This window comes from Bradyrhizobium sp. HKCCYLRH1034 (assembly GCF_051168375.1).
Classification (GTDB): domain Bacteria; phylum Pseudomonadota; class Alphaproteobacteria; order Rhizobiales; family Xanthobacteraceae; genus Bradyrhizobium.
The window spans coordinates 1-17,044 of the sequence record NZ_JBNPUW010000018.1 but is presented as its reverse complement, the minus strand read 5'-3'; the positions used below and the strand labels follow the sequence as shown (position 1 = coordinate 17,044).

Sequence of the window (17,044 nt, the reverse complement as noted above, 5' to 3'; positions counted from 1 at the left end):
AATGACCATGACCGTTCGTATCGTCGACGTCCGCGAGGTGACGAAGCCGATCTCGTCGCCGATCCGCAATGCCTATATCGACTTCACCAAGATGACGTCGAGCCTGGTCGCGGTCATCACCAATGTCGAGCGCAATGGCCGGCCCGTGGTCGGCTACGGCTTCAACTCCAACGGCCGCTACGGGCAGGGCGGCCTGATCCGCGAGCGTTTTCGCACGCGACTTCTGGAAGCTGATCCCACATCGTTGCTCGATGCCACCAAGGACAACATCGACCCGGACAAGGCCTGGGCGGCGATGATGATCAACGAGAAGCCCGGCGGCCACGGCGAGCGCTCGGTCGCGGTCGGCACGTTGGACATGGCGATCTGGGATGCGGTCGCCAAGATCGCCGACAAGCCGCTGTTCCGTCTGCTCGCGGAGCGGCACGGCCGCAAGGCCGAACCGCGCGTCTTCGTCTACGCTGCCGGCGGCTACTACTATCCCGGCAAGGATCTCTCGGCGCTGCGCCGCGAGATGTGCGGCTATCTCGAGCGTGGCTACACTGTCGTGAAGATGAAGATCGGCGGCGCGCCGATCGACGAGGACCGCCAGCGCATCGAGGCCGTGCTCGCCGAGATCGGCCCCAACAATCAGCTCGCGGTCGACGCCAATGGCCGCTTCGACCTGGAGACTGCGATCGCCTACGCCAAGATGCTGCGCGACTATCCGCTGTTCTGGTACGAGGAGGCGGGCGATCCGCTCGACTATCACCTGCAGGCGACGCTGGCCGATTTATATCCCGGCCCGATGGCCACCGGCGAGAACCTGTTCAGCCACCAGGACGCGCGCAACCTCATCCGCTACGGCGGCATGCGCCCCGATCGCGACTGGCTGCAGTTCGACTGCGCGCTGTCCTACGGCCTGTGCGAGTATCTGCGCACGCTCGACGTGCTCAGGACCTATGGCTGGTCGCCGTCGCGCTGCATCCCGCATGGCGGTCACCAGATGTCGCTCAACATTGCCGCCGGCCTCGGCCTCGGCGGCAATGAGAGCTATCCCGACCTGTTCCAGCCCTATGGCGGCTTCCCCGACGGCGTGAAGGTGACCGACGGCCACATCACGATGCCCGACCTCCCCGGCATCGGTTTCGAGGGCAAATCCGATCTCTATGCCGAGATGCGCGCGCTCAGCGCGTGAAGCTGAGCGGGGCGTCCGACGGCCGCCCCAGCGTCATTGCGAGCGCAGCGAAGCAATCCAGATGGTCTCCGCAGAGGGATTCTGGATTGCTTCGCTGCGCTCGCAATGACGGAGGAGAGAGGATCAGTTCCTTCAGCGACCTTTACGCAGGCGCGAGCCCATCAGGCACGTCCGCGCTCCATCGCACCCATCGCTGTCGTCCCGGGCAAGCCGCGATGGCGCGAAGCGACGGCGTGGCGCCGACCCGGGACCCATACCCCCAGGGAGATGTGATGGCGCGAGATGTGGGACCAGTCTTGTCCCTCAACGGCGGCGGTGGCTATGGATCCCTGCGTTTGCAGGGATGACAGCGCGGACTGCAGCAACGTCGAGGATCATCGTTGGCGCCCTACGCCTTCGCAGCCTTTGACGCCAGCGCGTCGGCGACCGCGGTGCGGATGTCGGCGATCGAGAACGGCTTGGTGATGACGTCGTGAGCGATCGCGCTGAGATTCGACGCCCGCTCGCGCTGATGGGCAAAGCCGGTCATCAGCAGTATGGTCAGGTCGGGAAAATCGCGTGCTGCCGACAGCGCCAGCGCGATGCCGTCCATGATGGGCATTTGGATGTCGGTCAGCAGCAGGTCGAAGGCGCCGGCCTCGCGCGTCAGGATGTCGAGCGCCTCGGCACCGTCCTGCGCCGTCACGATCTCATGTCCATCCATGGCAATGGCGCGCGCGACCAAGGTCCGCATCGAATCTTCGTCGTCGGCGATCAGCACGCGCGACATGTCGTTTCGTCTCCGTCTCGTGGGCCCCGCGGGCGACCCACGAGACCGGAACCATCATGCACTGCCGGCGGCGAGATCGCGCCGGTTGAAGAACCGTATATCGATATTGCGGCCTTCGGGAGGGGGCGAGGCGAGCCGCGACTTGAACGTCGTGCGCTCGCCGGGCTTGAGCGCGGTCTGCTCGAGCAGCGTGTTCCAGGCGTAGATCTCGGTGCCCTGCGCGTCACGGACGCTGAAGCGCAGCCGCGGCAGGTCGACCGATTTCTTCGTCAGGCTGACGATCGTCCCCTCGATCACCAGCACCGGCTTGCCGTCGACGGTTTCGGTCGCCACCTTCAGGTCCTTGAAGGTCAGGCCGCGCAGGTTCACCTCGAGCCCGACCAGCTTGTAGAACGAGGCCGTCTGCGGCAGCAGCCTGACGACGTCGGCGCGCCACACCACCAGCGCAATTGTGAGCGCCGCCATGGCGGCCGTCAGCACCGGCAGGTTCAACACCTTGTTGCCTGGGAAATCCGGCAACGTCGGGCGCCTGATGAGCTTGCGGAGACCGGCGAGGCGCGAAGCCCCGCTCTGCAACGGCTGCTCGGCATCGGCCGTGTCGTCGTCGGGCTCGGCGAGGGCATCCTCGGGCCAGCCGGCAGCCAGCGGCGGACTTTCCACGTCGGGCGTCCGTTCGTCGTCGTCTTCCTGGCGCGCGAGGGCTTCCCACTCGTCGGCCGCGTCACGGGGCGCGGCCGCCGCGCCGGCCTCCGCCATGGCAGGCATGGGGGCGGGCGCCTCGACCGCATCCTCCGGTCGCGCCAGCCAGACCTCCTTGCAACGGGAACAGCGTACGCTGCGTCCAGCCATACCCAGGGTTGCCACGTCGATGGCATAAGATGTCGTACAATGAGGGCAAACGATGAACATCGCGCCTGTTCTCCAACGGCCATTGCCGCTTTGTTTCCGACAGTTCGTGCTACAAGGACCGCCATGTCGACGAACTTCGGAACTCAATCGCGCGAATGGTACACGGCGACCGTTAACGAACCGGAAACCATAACGGGCGCTCAATCGGGCCATCGTACCGCTGAGCTTGGAGCGTGCGGGTCTGCCGCGCACGCGGTCGAACGGAGCTGACGCTTTGGTTCGGTTCGAAAATGTTGGGCTGCGCTATGGATTGGGGCCGGAGATCCTCCGCGACCTCAGTTTCCAGATTCCGGCCCATTCCTTCCAGTTCCTCACCGGCCCGTCGGGCGCGGGCAAGACCTCGCTGCTCAAGCTGTTGTTTCTATCGCTGCGGCCGACCCGCGGCCTGGTCAATCTGTTCGGCTACGACATCTCGCTGCTCAGCAAGGAGGAGATCGCCGATCTGCGCAAGCGCATCGGCATCGTGCTGCAGGACTTCCGGCTGCTCGACCACATGACGACCTATGAGAACGTGGCGCTGCCGTTTCGCGTCATGGGGCGGGATGAATCGAGCTACCGCAAGGAGGTCATCGACCTCCTGAAATGGGTCGGCCTTGGCGAGCGCATGGACGCGCTGCCGCCGATCCTGTCGGGTGGTGAGAAGCAGCGCGCGGCGATCGCGCGCGCCGTGATCTCGCGGCCGCAACTGCTGCTCGCGGACGAGCCGACCGGCAACGTCGATCCGACGCTCGGGCGCCGCCTGCTGCGGCTGTTCATCGAATTGAACCGCTCGGGGACGGCGGTCATCATCGCAACCCATGACATCACGCTGATGGACCAATACGAGGCCCGCCGGCTGGTGCTGCATCAGGGACGATTGCACATCTATGAGTAGCGTAGACGATCGCGGCCTCCTGGTCGATCTCGGCGACGACCGCCCGCAACTGCCGGCGCAGGCCCGCATCGTGTCGCCGATCGTGCCGCGCGCCTCGATCGCCGGCCGCGCGCTGGTCGCCGTGGTGGCGATCATGACCTTCCTGGCCTCGATCACGACCGGCGGCGTGCTGCTGGTCAGCGAGTCCGCGGCCGAGTGGCAGTCGGAGGTGTCGAGCGAGATCACCGTCCAGGTTCGCCCCAAGACCGGCCGGGACATCGAGCGCGACATTGCCCTGGTGACGGAGGCGATGCGGGCGCAGTCCGGAATCGTGGAGGTCCGGCCGTTCACCAAGGAGGAATCCAGCAAGCTGCTGGAGCCGTGGCTCGGCAGCGGCCTGTCGTTCGACGAGCTTCCGGTGCCGCGCGTCATCATCGCGCGCGTCCAGCCCGGCACCAGCTTCGATCTCAACGCCCTGCGCAGCCGCGTGACCCAGGTTGCGCCGACCGCCAGCGTGGATGACCACCGCGCCTGGATCGAGCGCATGCGCTCGATGACAGGCGCGACGCTTTTCGCAGGCTTCGGCATTCTGCTGCTGGTGATCGCTGCCACCATCATCTCGGTGTCGTTCGCGACCCGCGGCGCGATGGCCGCGAACCGGCCGATCGTCGAGGTGCTGCATTTCGTCGGCGCCGGCGACCGCTACATCGCCAACCACTTCCTGCGGCACTTTTTGCAGCTCGGACTGGAGGGGGGCGTGATCGGTGGCGGCCTTGCGATGCTCGGATTCGGGTTCTCGGAGTCGATCGCCAACTGGTTCTCCGGCACTCCCGTCGGCGATCAGTTCGCGGCGTTGCTGGGGACATTCTCGCTGCGCCCGCTCGGCTATGTCGCGATCGCGCTGCAGGCCGTGGTGATCGCCGCGGTGACCGGCTGGGCCGCACGCCGGACCCTGTTCACGACCCTGGCGAGCATCGACTGATGGCGGCTTCTATCCCCAGCCGTCTCGTTGCGGATTTCACTTGGCCCGAAAACCGCCTAAAATCGTCTGCGCCGGGGTGAGGCAGGACGGGGTGAGCTGGGTCACGAACACGGCGGAGGTCGCGCGCCAGGATCGGCGGCGAGCGAACGTGATCGGGAGGCCGGCGAAACCTGCCTGCGTTCCCGGACTTGAACGACGGGATCGCGCGACGGCATGGCGCCGCGCGCAGGCAGGCAAGGACAAGCCAGGCGTTGCATGGAGCCGGAGACTGACCATAGCAGGCGAAAGCTGCCGCTCACCGTCGCGGTGTGGCGGACGCTCGCGGGCGCCGTGGCGACGCTCGGGGTCGGCTTCTTCGTCGCGGCGGTCGGCTTCGTCGGCTTCCTCTCGCAATTGCGGGGCGCCGAGATCCAGCCCGAGCGCAAGGCGGACGGAATCGTGGTCCTGACCGGCGGCTCGTCACGCGTATCGGACGCGGTGGAACTCCTGGCGGGAGGCTATGGCCGGCGGCTGCTGATCTCCGGTGTGCACCCGACCAACGAGGCCAGCGACATCACCCGGTCGCTGCCCGAGGCGCGATCATTCATCAACTGCTGCGTCGATCTGGATTATTCGGCGATCAACACCCGCAGCAACGCTGCGCAGACGCGGCGATGGGCGAGCGAGCGCGGCTTCAAGTCGCTGATCGTCGTGACGTCGAACTATCACATGCCGCGGGCCATCGTCGAACTGTCGCATGCGATGCCGAGCATGGATCTCATTCCCTATGCGGTCGTTGGCGAGAAATGGCGCGACGAGCCGTGGTGGACCAGCGCGCCGACGGTGCGGCTTCTGCTGTCCGAATATGCCAAATATGTCGCCGCCGAGATGCGGCTGCGGCTGGCCGATCTCGGCCTCGATCTCGCGCCCGAGTTCGATCCGCCAACCGGCTCGGTGTCGCGCCGACCGACGACGGCGCAAGCCAATTGAACTGGGTTTCTGATGGTCTCGATCTTCCTGCGTTCGCTGCTGTTCAACATCCTGTTCTACCCGAACTTCGTGCTCTGGGCGCTGATCGCGTTGCCGACCCTGGCTATGCCCCGCAAGGCGCTGCTGCGCGTCGCCAACTGGTGGGCGCAGAGCAACATCTTGTTGATGCGCGTCGTCTGCAACATCCGCGTCGAATATCGCGGCGTCGAGAAGATCCCGAAGGGGCCGCTGATCGTCGCCGCCAAGCATCAGTCGATGTGGGAGACGATCTCGCTGCTGCATTTCTTCGATGCGCCGTTCTTCGTTCTCAAGCGCGAGCTGCTGCGGATTCCCTTGTTCGGACAGTATCTCGTCAAGGCGGACATGATCGCGATCGACCGCAGCTCCGGCGCCCGCGCGTTGAAGCAGGTGATGCGGCGGGCGGCAGAGGAGGTGAAGCACGGCCGTCAGTTTGTGATCTTCCCGGAAGGCACCCGGCGTCCGGCGGGCGCACCGCCGGACTACAAAGGCGGCGTCGGCTTGATCTACACGGATTGCGGCGTACCCTGCCTGCCGGTGGCCCTGAATTCGGGTCTGTTTTGGCCACGCCGCACATTTCTGCGCTATCCGGGCACGCTCGTCGTGGAGTTTCTCGATCCGCTGCCGCCTGGCCTGCCGCGCGATGAGTTCATGGCGCGGATTCAGAGCGTCATCGAAGAGGCGACCGGCCGGCTCGTCGCCGCGGGGCAGGCGGAACAGGCGCAGTTGTTTGGCCGGGTGCCGGCGCCGGTGAAGGCTTGAGGGCTATGTCTTGCTTGGCGCAGGATGCAGCGAGTGGCCGTCATCGTGCAGCATCGTCGCCAGCCGGTGCAACTGCGCGTCGCGAAAGCCCTGCGCCTCGATCGCCTTCACGGTCGAGATCACGTAGTCGCGATTGGCGCCGGACTGGCCGTGACCCTGGCGTAGATGGCGCAACTGCTCCTGCGGCGACAGCCGGCCTGCATATTGCACATGGCCGCGATCGACCACGTAGACCAGCGCGCTCACCCGCTCGCGCGCGTCGTTTTCAAGCCAAACCGAGCGCGTCACTTCGCGATATACCGAGGTCACCTGCTCACGCGCCCGCAAATAGGCGATGGTCTCGTCGCGCTTGTCTGCTGCCACCCGGAACGCAATGCCGCGACACGCGCCGCCGCGATCGAGACCGAGCACGAGGCCCGGCTTCTCCGGCGTTCCGCGGTGGACGAACGAATACACACAGAGCGCGCGATGCTCGCCGATCAGCCGCGCCGGCACCTGCTCGAGAAAAGCGAATCCGGGCCGCCACATCAGCGAGCCGTAGCCGAAGACCCAGAGGTCGCCGTGGGGAAGGTCGCGTTCGGAGAGGGTCATTGCGGACATCAATGCGGAAGCCTAAGTGTGATGCTCGCGAATTGTTAATTTAGATACACAATCCGTGATCGCCGAATTGCCAAAATTGCTGCCCAAAGGGTGTCCTGCATGTCTCGTTTGCCGCAAGCGCGCCGCAGGCGCTCTCGTTGGGGGCTCTTCATAGCTCCCGTTCTGCTCCTGATCGCCGCTGTTGCGTGGAGCGCATTCTGGTTCTTCGCCGCTTCGCAAGTGGATGTCCAGGCCGACGCTTGGCGTGCGCGCGAAGCAAAATCGGGACGCGTCTATGACTGCGCGAAGCGCTCGGTCGCGGGCTTCCCGTTCCGGCTCGAGGTCCGCTGCACGGATCCGAGCGTGGACCTGTTCTCGCAGGCCGCCGGCACGCCTTTGATGAATGCCAAGCTCGACGAGATCCTCGTCGTCGCCCAGGTGTGGGACCCGAAGCGGCTCATCGCGGAGTTCAAGGGACCCGCGACGATTGCTGATGGGCGCGGACCGACCTCGTTCTCCGCGAACTGGCGCGTCGGCGAGGCCAGTGTCCGCGGCCTGCCAGGGCCGCCACAGCGCGCCGACCTCGTGTTCGAACAACCGACCATCGACCGCATCGAGGGCGGGACAGCCGTGCCCGCCGCGCGCGCCGATCACGTCGAGTTGCACGGCCGCTTCGCCGACGGCACGCCGTCCGACCATCCGGTGCTGGAGACTGCGCTGCAGATCGAAAGCGGCAGCATCCAAGGCAGCCATCCTCTGCTTGCCGAACCGTTCAATACCGACATCCAGGCCCGCGTCACGGGTCTCAAGGACTTCCGGCCCAAACCCTGGCCGGAGCGGTTTCGCGAGATCCAGGCGGCGGGCGGTCATGTCGAGATCGTCCAGTCGCGCATCCAGCAGGGCGAGCTACTGGCCGTTGCGTCGGGCACGCTCAGCCTGACCGCCAATGGCGGCATTGATGGCGAAGTGCAAATGACGGTGGCCGGGATCGAAAAGGTCATTCCGGCGCTCGGTCTCGACAAGATGCTCGAAAACGGCGTGCCGCAGGGGACGCTCGATCGCGTAGCGCCGGGTGTGAAGTCGCAGGACGTCAACAACCTGCTCGGTGCGCTCGACCGCGCCATTCCCGGCCTCGGCAAGGTCGTCAAGCAGAACGCCAATGTCGGCGTCGCGCTCGGTATCAATGCGCTCGGCAAGGAGGCCACCCTCGAAGGGCGCAAGGCGCGGACCTTCCCGTTGCGCTTCTCCGATGGCGTCGTCGTGCTCGGTCCGTTCAAGGTCGCCCGCGTCCCGCCGCTGTTCTGACCTCAGCTCTTCTTCAACTGCGGCAGCGGCCGGCCGAAGTCCGGCGCCGCCGAATCCTGGCCGATATCGACGATGCCGCGGCGGATCGCACGGGTGCGGGTGAAGTGATCGAACAGCGCATCGCCGTCGCCGCGGCGGATCGCCCGCGTCAGCTTGGAGAGGTCCTCGGTGAAGGTGCCGAGCATGTCGAGCACCGCATCCTTGTTGCTCAGGAAGATGTCGCGCCACATCGTCGGGTCGGAGGCGGCGATGCGGGTGAAATCGCGAAAGCCGCCGGCGGAGAACTTGATCACCTCGGACTCCGTCACCTGCGCCAGCTCGTCGGCGGTGCCGACGATGGTGTAGGCGATCAGATGCGGCAGATGGCTGGTGATCGCGAGCACGCGGTCGTGGTGATCCGGCGTCATGATCTCGACCTTGGCGCCGAGCGCCGCCCAGAACGCGCGGAGACGATCGATCGCGTCGGCATCTACACCGTCGGGTGGCGTCAGGATGCACCAGCGGTTGATGAACAGCTCGGCGAAACCAGAATCCGGTCCCGAATTCTCGGTGCCGGCGACCGGATGCGCCGGCACGAAATGAACATGCGCTGGCAGATGTGGCGCCATGTCGCGAACGATGGCGCCCTTCACGGAGCCGACGTCGGAGACGATGGCTCCGGGCTTCAGATGCGGCGCGATCTCGGCCGCGACCGGACCGCACGCGCCGACGGGAATGCAGAGGATGACGAGGTCGGCATCCTTGACCGCCTCCGCATTACTCGCCACGACGCGGTCGACGAGGCCGAGTTCGGCGACGCGCGCGCGCGTCTTTTCCGAGCGCGCGGTGGTGACGATCTCGCCGGCCACGCCCTGCAGCCGCGCCGCCCGCGCGATCGAGCCGCCGATCAGGCCGAAGCCGATCAGCGCGATGCGTTCGAACCGCCCCGCGACGCTCATTTCGCCCTCATGAATTCGCTGAGAGCCTCCACGACCAGACGATTGGCTTCCTCGGTGCCGATCGTCATGCGCAGCGCGTTCGGCAGCTTGTAGTTGGCGAGCGCGCGCAGCACGAGGCCGCGCCGGGTCAGGAATGCGTCGGCCTCGACCGCGGTCTTGCCCTTGTCGGTCGGGAAGTGGATCAGGATGAAATTGGTGACGCTCGGCGTCACCTTCAGCCCGAGCTTGCCGATCTCCTCGGTCAGCCAGTTGCGCCACGTTTCCGTGTGCGTCTTCGACATCTGCTGATGCGCGGTGTCCTCGATCGCGGCGACCGCGGCGAGCATCGCCGGCGAGGAGACGTTGAACGGCCCACGGATTCGGTTGATCGCATCGACGATGTGCGCCGGGCCGAACATCCAGCCGACACGGAGCGCCGCGAGGCCGTGGATCTTGGAAAAGGTATGAGTGACGACCGTGTTCTCGGTCGTCGCCACCAGCTCGAGCCCGAACTCGTAGTCATTGCGCGAAACGTAGTCGGCATAGGCGGCGTCGAGCACCAGCACGACATGCGACGGCAGGCCGGCACGCAGCCGCTTGACCTCGTCGAACGGGATGTAGGTGCCGGTCGGGTTGTTCGGGTTGGCGAGCCAGACCAGCTTGGTGCGCGGCGTCACCGCGGCAAGGATGGCGTCGACATCGGTGCGATACTCCGTCTCCGCGGCAACCACGTTCCTGGCGCCGCAGGCCATGGTCGCGATCGGATAGACCAGGAAGCCGTGCGCGGTGGAGATCGCCTCGTCGCCTTGGCCGAGAAAGGTGTGTGCCAGCAGATTGAGGATCTCGTCGGAGCCGGCGCCGCAGACGATGCGGTCGGGATCGAGGCCGTAGGTGCGGCCGATCGCCTCGCGCAGCACCCGGGAGGTCCCTTCCGGATAATCTTCCAGATGCGTGGCCGCGCTCTTGAACGCCTCGATCGCCCTCGGCGAGGGACCAAACGGGGTCTCATTGGCCGACAGCTTGAAAACCTTGCGGCCAGGCTCCGGCTTGGGACTCTTGCCCGGCGTGTAGGGCGCGATGTCGAGGATGCCGGGGTTCGGCACGGGGCGGTTCATCATCAACTCCGGAAAATCATCACTGGCGCGAGGCGTCTCAGCTCGGAACCGTATAGCGTTTCGCATGGCCGCCGACGAGGGCCGTCGAGCGGACCGAGGCGCCCGCCGCGATTAGGGCAGCCTTGATCTTGTCGAGGTTCGACGGCGCCTCGATCGACACCAGCAGCGCGGCGCCGTCGAAGGCGGTATCGGGCACTGCGACCACGTCGGCCAGCGGCGACAGCGCGCGCGACACCTGCGCATTCCAGCCGGAGACGCGGATGCTCCAGGTCTCGACCTCCAGCACGAGCGCGTCGTCGGCGACCCGCGACACCGCGAACACCGGCAGCGCCGCCGGATGATCGGCGCGCTCGATGAACGGCATCCGGGCGATGATCTTCGGCGCGCCCACGGGCTCGAGCGTGATCCACCACGGCGTATGCCCCGATGTCGTCGACACCAGCGCCAGATCGCCCTTCGAGCGCGCCACGGCTTCGACGGCGGCCTGGGCGCTGAAATGGGCGACATAAGGCACCACGAAGCCGAAATGGAACCTGGCGGAATCGCGCATCGCGGATTCGCCGACCGACACGTCGGCGTGAACCGAGAACGGCGCCTGCACGTAAGTGAACGTCGAGACGATCACGCGCCAGATGCCCTCGACGGTGTCGAGCGGCAGGATGCCGCGATGGCGCTGCACCAGGCGCCGCATCATGTCGGCCTCTCGCGCCGGCCGGAATGCCGAGCCGACCTCCTGGGTCTTCTTGACCTTGATCAGCCGGTCGATGATGTCGGCCCTGTTCATGAGCAGCTGATGCACCTGCTCGTCGATCGTGTCGATCTCCTTGCGCAAATCGGCAAGCGAAGGCGGGGCAGGCGGCGGGTTGGACATGGGCTGGTCACTCTTCGCAGGCCACCGGTTAACGTGCGGCCGACTGGAACGGATGTCGTTCTCTCCGATGCGGGAGACGCGCGCAACAGCAAGTTTACCTTGTGCCGCCTAGGCTTGGCTGGTTTGCAGCCGTGGGGCGCCCGATCGGCGGTCAACCCCAGCTTGCCTTGACGCGGAGCGCCCGCGGGACTAGTTTCTGCCTGTTCCGTGGTCATTTGAGCCGGCCGGCTTGCAGCCACGTTAAAAAACTCGCTAAACAGGCCGGGGACGTTATCGATCCCGGCCGAACCCCAGTTCAGGCCGGGTTTTTCATGGCCTGATGTGTCACGTGGTTCGGGAGCCCTTGCCGGATGGCCGGGGTGAGAGACATGACAGGCCTGACGCCGAAACCCACCTCCGCGCTGCGCACGATTGCGCCCGAAGAGCGCTCGCACGAGGTCGATCATCCGAGCTCGCTGGTCGCGCAGTTCGGCGCCGACAAGCCGCTCAGGCTCGATTGCGGCGTCGACCTGTCGCCGTTCCAGATCGCCTACCAGACCTATGGCGAACTCAACGCCGACAGGTCCAACGCGGTCCTGGTCTGCCACGCCCTGACCGGCGACCAGCACGTCGCCAACCGCCATCCCGTCACCGGCAAGCCCGGCTGGTGGGAGACGCTGGTCGGCCCTGGCCGCCCGCTTGACCCGAGCCGTTATTTCATCATCTGCTCGAACGTGATCGGCGGCTGCATGGGCTCGACCGGCCCGGCCTCGCTGAATCCCGCCACCGGCAAGGTGTGGGGGCTCGATTTCCCGATCATCACCATCCCCGACATGGTGCGCGCTCAGGCCATGCTGATCGATCATCTCGGCATCGACACGTTGTTCGCCGTGGTCGGCGGCTCGATGGGCGGCATGCAGGCGCTGCAATGGACGGTGGCCTATCCCACCCGCGTGTTCGCGAATCTCGCGATCGCCTGCGCGACGCGGCATTCGGCGCAGAACATCGCCTTCCACGAGCTCGGCCGCCAGGCCGTGATGGCCGATCCCGACTGGGACCACGGCCGCTACGGCGACAAGGGCACTCATCCGCATCGCGGCCTCGCGGTGGCACGGATGGCCGCGCATATCACCTATCTGTCGGATGCCGCCCTGCATCGCAAGTTCGGCCGCCGCATGCAGGACCGCGAACTGCCGACGTTCTCGTTCGACGCCGATTTCCAGGTCGAGAGCTATCTGCGCTATCAGGGCTCGTCCTTCGTCGAGCGCTTCGACGCCAACTCCTATCTCTATCTGACGCGGGCGATGGACTATTTCGACATCGCCGCCGATCATGACGGCGTGCTGGCGGCGGCGTTCCGCGGCATCAAGACCCGCTTCTGCGTGGTGTCCTTCACCAGCGACTGGCTGTTTCCGACCGCGGAATCGCGGGCGCTGGTGCATGCGCTCAATGCCTCCAGCGCGCGGGTGTCGTTCGCGGAGATCGAGACCGACAAGGGGCACGACGCGTTCCTGCTCGACGTCCCCGAGTTCTTCGAGATCGCCAGCGCCTTTCTCGATTCCGCCGGCAAGGCGCGCGGCCTCAACGCCGCGAACGGAGGCTGAGCCATGAGCATGCAGGGCGTGTTGCCGCTGAACGGCTTTTCCGGCGGCGAGGTGCTGGCCTATCGGCCGGATCATCTGCTGGTCGCCGGCATGGTCGAGCGCGACTCCAAGGTGCTCGACATCGGCTGCGGCGACGGCGATCTCTTGCAGCTGCTGGAGAGCCGCGGCATCGACGGCCGCGGCATCGAGCTGTCGCGCGAGGGCGTCAATCATTGCGTCGCCAAGGGGCTCGCGGTGGTGCAGGGCGACGCCGACACCGATCTCGTCGACTATCCCGACGATGCGTTCGACTATGTGATCCTGTCGCAGACCTTGCAGGCGACGCGGCAGCCCAAGGTCGTGCTGGAGAATCTGCTGCGCATCGGCCGTCGCGCCATCGTCACCTTTCCGAATTTCGGCTTCTGGCGGCTGCGCCTGCAACTGCTCGTCGGCGGCCACATGCCGCGAACCGACAATCTGCCCTTCACCTGGTACGACACGCCGAACATCCATTTCTGCACCATCAAGGACTTCGTGCAGCTCTGCGATGAGATCGGCGTCAAGATGGAGCGCGCCGTCGCGCTTGATAGTTACGGCCGTCCCTTGCGCGTCGCGATGCCCTGGTGGTTCTGGAACATGTTCGGCGAGCAGGGCGTGTTCCTGCTGAGCCGGGCGGAGAAGGGAAGGTAGGGCAGGGGGCGACCGTTCCCAGGGGGCTGGGATGATCTCTTCGACACGATCGCAACTTAGAGCGTGCATGAGGACGGACGTGGATGGCCGGGACAAGCCCGGCCATGACGAGCTTGGGGTTGGCGGCTTTTACTTTTCAAAGAGCCGAGAGCGGTTGAAACAAAGTGCTACGTTCCCGCGGCGCATCTGCGCCCGAGCTATGCGTCATGCATCGCCTCCGATAACGAAGAGGCGCAGGGAAGGCCGGATGCTGGCCGCACCCATGGCCCGCCTGCGGAAAAAATGCAGGCGGCAGGAACCACAGGTACGAGCCGGAACACCCGGCCTTCCCTGCGCGATGGCTGAACGGCTGCTTCGCGTTCTCCCCGGTGCGCCGGGCTTTCTGGCCACCGTCGTCCGAGTGATGCAGAACACCACAACAAACTTGGCATCAGCGTCGGGATGCCAGGACCGCGCGACTTGACCGTGCGCATCGGAATTGTTCGTCCGCGCGAGGCAAGCCCCACGCGCAATCCGACACGCCCATCGCATCCCACACTCAGCGTTCGTGACGACCGCGATACGCCCCTCTTGCTGCGAGGCGGGACGCGCGGAAATCTGCGCCTGATTTGCCCGACGGCGCAAGTGCCAAACGTGCGACGAACTAACACGACGGGCAATTCGCGCATGACGCTCATGCGCAAACTGCCCGTCGTGCAACGACGCTGCTTCGTCGCTGTGGCTGGGCCGGCAATCTACAGCAAGCCGACCTTGTGCATCATGTCGCGGATCTGCGCCGGACTGGGATCACCGACCGCCGGGCTGGACCACTCGCCGGTCGTCGTTGCCGGGCCCCGGGCAACCGAACCGGATCCGTTGAGCTTGCCATTCGGCGCCTGCGGCGCCAGCGTCGGAGACGTCGCGCCGTTCCGCGCGCCGCGCGCCAGTCCCAACAGGCGACGGAGCACGTCGAGCGAGGGATCGGCCGCGGGCGCGGAGGCCACGCTCGCCTCCAGGCCGAGGGCGCGCATCGCATTCGGCAGCCCGGCTCCTGCACGATTGGGATCGCCGAATTGCAGCGGCGTCGATGTCTCCTTCAGGATCTGGAACAGCCGCTCGACACGCCGCGCGTCGCGCGTCGCGAACTGGCCCTTGAAGTCGGGATGATGCGCCAGCACGAGCGCGGCGAGACCGGTGACGTGCGGCGTCGCCATCGAGGTGCCGTCCCAGGCGCCGAAGCCATCCGCCGGCAGCGAGGACACGATGCCGACGCCCGGCGCGCAGACGTCGATCTCCGGCCCGAAGCAACTGAACTTGGCCGGAAAATATCCGTCGGCGCTCCGGAAGCCGTCCAACCCCTGCTGGGCGTGGAAGCTGTCCTCGGGAAACTCGCCCCATTTGCCCATCGCGGCGACCGACAGGCAATGCGGCGTCGAGCCGGGAAACTGGACCGGCCCCGACGAATTTCCCGCGGCGACGATACAGGCGAGGCCCATCTGCTTGGCCCGCAAGATCCGTTCCTCGATGATCTGCGACGGCTCGCCGCCGCCCAGGCTCATGTTGGCGACGTCGATGCCATTCTCCATGCAGTAGTCGAGCGCCGAGACGAGATCGCTGAACCGGCCACCCGGGAAGATCCGGCAGACATGGATTTCGGCCGCCGGAGCGAAGCCGCGAATGCCTCCGCCGCTGCCGACAGGCCCGCCGGCGATGATCCCGGCGCAATGCGAGCCGTGGCCAATCGTATCGATGGTCCAGCTCGCGGGATCATTGCCGACGATGCTCTTGCCGATCGTGACGCCGTGCAGATTGCGATGGGTTGGTGCTGCGCCGGAATCGATCACCGCGATCTTCACGCCTGCGCCATTGTAGGCGAGGGGAACGCGGTCGAGGCCCATCGCGCGCTGGCCCCATCCCAGCAATTGCTGGCCGGGAAAGCCGCGCAGGTAGGCACCCAGCGTCTTCGCGGCGATGCGGTTCACGCTGTCGGGGGTCAGTTGCGGACGATCGAGCCAGAAGGTCCAGTAATCGACCCGCGGCTTGATCAGGATCGAGCGGATGGTGTCGGGCGTCTCGCCCTGAATCTTGAGCGTGACGCGGCCGCTGGCGTCGGTGACGCCCTGAACCGGCCACACGCTGCCGAACACGTACACTTCCACCTCCGGCAGCGGGCCGCTCTCGCCGACCACTTCGATCGTCGTCGAGAACCCGTCGGCCAAGGGAATGAGAACGCCGGGATTGGGAAGCTGATGCGGCGCCGGCACCTGCGGGACGGTCGGATCGAGCATGTAGGTGAGCGGCGCATCGCGCTCGACCGCGAGCCGTGCGCCGGCCTGGGCCTTCAGCAATTCGGCCTTGTCGGGCGCCATGCGGGCCAGCACCATCGGGCCGAGCGGGGCTTGCCCCGGGTCGGCGCTCTGGAATCCGAGCAGCCGTGGCGGCTGAATGGTCTTCACCACGTCGATGTCGGGAGTGTTTGTCAGTTGCTGGACGATGAAGTCGGCGCTGAAGGTCGCAAGCCCCGTCTGCTGGCGCGGGGCCAGGATGTACTGCGCCCGTCGCTGCGAGATCGTTGCGACGGGTTGGCCCGCTGCCGGCGGCGCCTTGCCGCCGTCCTTGCCGCCGTCGCTGCGGCCCGTGCCTTGCGCGGCAGGTGCTGCAGCGGCGGCTGCCGGCGTTGTAGCCCGCGGTGCGGCAACGGCCTCGGCTGGTGGCTGCTCCGCTCCGGGCCGTGCTCCGGTGCCGTTGACGGCCGTGCCGGCCGCATCCTTCTTCGGATCCGAGATTTCAGGTTTGCTTCGTGCGGCCATTTGCGGGCTCCTTCATCCTCGCTCGTGACATCGTCGGGGAGGGCGCGGCTGAAGTCAGCCGGCGCCAAAGGGTTTCAGCGGAGCATTCGGTTCCACCACGATCGTGCTGAAAGTCGATCGGAGGCGGTCGGCCTGGCTCTTCGTCATCGACAGGATGACGACGTCGGGCGCGACCTGACCGACGCGTTTCACGCCGGGCTCGCGGCTCAAATGATCAGCAAGCTGGCCGGACTTGACCGGCTCGCCTTGCACGATGAATTCCTGCTCTGAGTTCGGATCCGCCATGCGTCGCTCCCTCCATGTCAGGTCGGCGGTGGGCGGACTGTTCGTGCGCCCACCGCCTTGCTTGCTTGGACCCGCGTTGCGAATGGCGCGGGTCGCTGCTTCAGATCCGCCGTCCTAGTGCATCGTGCCTGCGGGCTGGCCGGTGCTGAAGATGCCGAGCGTGTGCCCGATGTTGAGGCCGGTCTGCGCGCCCTGTCCGATCTTCTTGAGCACGCTCCAGAAGCCCTGCAGCTCCATGTCGGTGGGCTGCGCGGCGGCCGCCTGCTGGCCCGGCTGGCCGGCGCTGAAGATGCCGAGGTTGTGGCCGACGTCGAGGCCGGTCTGGACGCCCTGACCGATCTTCTTGAGCACGCTCCAGAAGCTCTGCAGCTCCATGTCGGTGGGCTGCGCGCCCGCCGCCTGCTGGCCCGGCTGGCCAGCGCTGAAGATGCCGAGGTTGTGGCCGACGTCGAGGCCGGTCTGGACGCCCTGTCCGATCTTCTTGAGCACGCT

At 66.3% G+C, this 17,044-nt stretch carries 17 protein-coding genes and 1 riboswitch; of the genes, 8 read left to right on the top strand and 9 right to left on the bottom strand.

Going from position 1 to position 17,044, the window contains the following annotated elements:
- Positions 1–7: 7 nt before the first annotated feature.
- On the top strand, positions 8–1,177 hold the full coding sequence (locus ACQR0W_RS30560; protein ID WP_316187397.1) for a mandelate racemase/muconate lactonizing enzyme family protein: 1,170 nt from the start codon (positions 8–10) through the stop codon (positions 1,175–1,177).
- Positions 1,178–1,565: 388 nt separating this feature from the next.
- On the opposite strand, the gene ACQR0W_RS30555 is transcribed toward ACQR0W_RS30560, so the two are convergent.
- Positions 1,566–1,946 (bottom strand): response regulator, encoded by a 381-nt coding sequence (locus ACQR0W_RS30555; RefSeq protein WP_315718112.1) that lies wholly within the window; start codon positions 1,944–1,946, stop codon positions 1,566–1,568.
- A 54-nt stretch (positions 1,947–2,000) separates the two neighbouring features.
- Positions 2,001–2,855: an MJ0042-type zinc finger domain-containing protein gene (locus ACQR0W_RS30550; RefSeq protein ID WP_316187402.1), complete on the bottom strand. Its 855-nt coding sequence runs from the start codon at positions 2,853–2,855 to the stop codon at positions 2,001–2,003.
- A gap of 214 nt (positions 2,856–3,069) precedes the next feature.
- Here ACQR0W_RS30550 and ftsE point away from each other — a divergent pair, with 214 nt between their 5' ends.
- The 4 genes from ftsE (at position 3,070) to ACQR0W_RS30530 (ending at position 6,439) form a co-directional block, all read left to right on the top strand.
- Positions 3,070–3,729: a cell division ATP-binding protein FtsE gene (ftsE, locus tag ACQR0W_RS30545; RefSeq protein ID WP_006615648.1), complete on the top strand. Its 660-nt coding sequence runs from the start codon at positions 3,070–3,072 to the stop codon at positions 3,727–3,729.
- Positions 3,722–4,690: a cell division protein FtsX gene (locus tag ACQR0W_RS30540; protein WP_315826642.1), complete on the top strand. Its 969-nt coding sequence runs from the start codon at positions 3,722–3,724 to the stop codon at positions 4,688–4,690. The genes ftsE and ACQR0W_RS30540 overlap by 8 nt, the downstream gene beginning before the upstream one ends.
- A 255-nt stretch (positions 4,691–4,945) precedes the next feature.
- Positions 4,946–5,659 carry a YdcF family protein gene (locus ACQR0W_RS30535; protein ID WP_315718108.1) on the top strand — a complete coding sequence of 238 codons (714 nt, stop codon included), beginning with the start codon at positions 4,946–4,948 and terminating at the stop codon, positions 5,657–5,659.
- 12 nt (positions 5,660–5,671) lie between these two features.
- Positions 5,672–6,439, top strand: coding sequence for a lysophospholipid acyltransferase family protein (locus tag ACQR0W_RS30530; protein WP_315718107.1), 768 nt, complete (start codon positions 5,672–5,674; stop codon positions 6,437–6,439).
- Between the two features lie 3 nt (positions 6,440–6,442).
- Here the strand turns inward: ACQR0W_RS30530 and ACQR0W_RS30525 are convergent, their stop codons facing one another.
- Positions 6,443–7,039, bottom strand: a complete 597-nt coding sequence (locus ACQR0W_RS30525; RefSeq protein ID WP_410051264.1) for a gamma-glutamylcyclotransferase — start codon at positions 7,037–7,039, stop codon at positions 6,443–6,445.
- Positions 7,040–7,138: 99 nt separating this feature from the next.
- Between ACQR0W_RS30525 and ACQR0W_RS30520 the strand changes: the two genes are divergently transcribed.
- Positions 7,139–8,323, top strand: coding sequence for a DUF2125 domain-containing protein (locus ACQR0W_RS30520; RefSeq protein ID WP_316171789.1), 1,185 nt, complete (start codon positions 7,139–7,141; stop codon positions 8,321–8,323).
- A 2-nt stretch (positions 8,324–8,325) separates the two neighbouring features.
- Here ACQR0W_RS30520 and ACQR0W_RS30515 read toward each other — a convergent pair whose 3' ends face one another.
- Genes ACQR0W_RS30515 through ACQR0W_RS30505 form a run of 3 tightly spaced genes read right to left on the bottom strand, consistent with a single transcriptional unit; the run spans position 8,326 to position 11,226 of the window.
- On the bottom strand, positions 8,326–9,261 hold the full coding sequence (locus ACQR0W_RS30515; RefSeq protein WP_315753824.1) for a prephenate/arogenate dehydrogenase family protein: 936 nt from the start codon (positions 9,259–9,261) through the stop codon (positions 8,326–8,328).
- A complete protein-coding gene (hisC, locus tag ACQR0W_RS30510; RefSeq protein WP_315753822.1) occupies positions 9,258–10,355 on the bottom strand; it encodes a histidinol-phosphate transaminase in 1,098 nt (365 codons plus the stop codon). Before hisC ends, ACQR0W_RS30515 begins: the two co-directional genes overlap by 4 nt.
- Before the next feature lie 37 nt (positions 10,356–10,392).
- The gene (locus ACQR0W_RS30505) at positions 10,393–11,226 is read right to left on the bottom strand and encodes a chorismate mutase (RefSeq protein ID WP_315753820.1); all 834 of its coding nucleotides are present in this window, start codon (positions 11,224–11,226) and stop codon (positions 10,393–10,395) included.
- Positions 11,227–11,423: 197 nt separating this feature from the next.
- Positions 11,424–11,503, top strand: a riboswitch (SAM riboswitch).
- A 91-nt stretch (positions 11,504–11,594) separates the two neighbouring features.
- Here ACQR0W_RS30505 and metX point away from each other — a divergent pair.
- Both metX and metW read left to right on the top strand, forming a co-directional pair.
- Positions 11,595–12,809: a homoserine O-acetyltransferase MetX gene (gene metX, locus ACQR0W_RS30500; RefSeq protein WP_315753818.1), complete on the top strand. Its 1,215-nt coding sequence runs from the start codon at positions 11,595–11,597 to the stop codon at positions 12,807–12,809.
- Positions 12,810–12,812: 3 nt separating this feature from the next.
- Entirely contained in the window at positions 12,813–13,478 is a 666-nt protein-coding gene (metW, locus tag ACQR0W_RS30495) for a methionine biosynthesis protein MetW (protein WP_315718100.1), read from the top strand.
- Between the two features lie 734 nt (positions 13,479–14,212).
- Here metW and ACQR0W_RS30490 read toward each other — a convergent pair.
- The 3 genes from ACQR0W_RS30490 to ACQR0W_RS30480 form a co-directional block, all read right to left on the bottom strand.
- Positions 14,213–16,267 carry a S8 family serine peptidase gene (locus ACQR0W_RS30490; protein WP_316171788.1) on the bottom strand — a complete coding sequence of 685 codons (2,055 nt, stop codon included), beginning with the start codon at positions 16,265–16,267 and terminating at the stop codon, positions 14,213–14,215.
- A 54-nt stretch (positions 16,268–16,321) separates the two neighbouring features.
- Positions 16,322–16,552, bottom strand: coding sequence for a hypothetical protein (locus ACQR0W_RS30485; protein ID WP_315718098.1), 231 nt, complete (start codon positions 16,550–16,552; stop codon positions 16,322–16,324).
- A 114-nt stretch (positions 16,553–16,666) separates the two neighbouring features.
- On the bottom strand, positions 16,667–17,044 hold a 378-nt coding region (locus ACQR0W_RS30480), incomplete at its 5' end, for a hypothetical protein (RefSeq protein WP_316171787.1).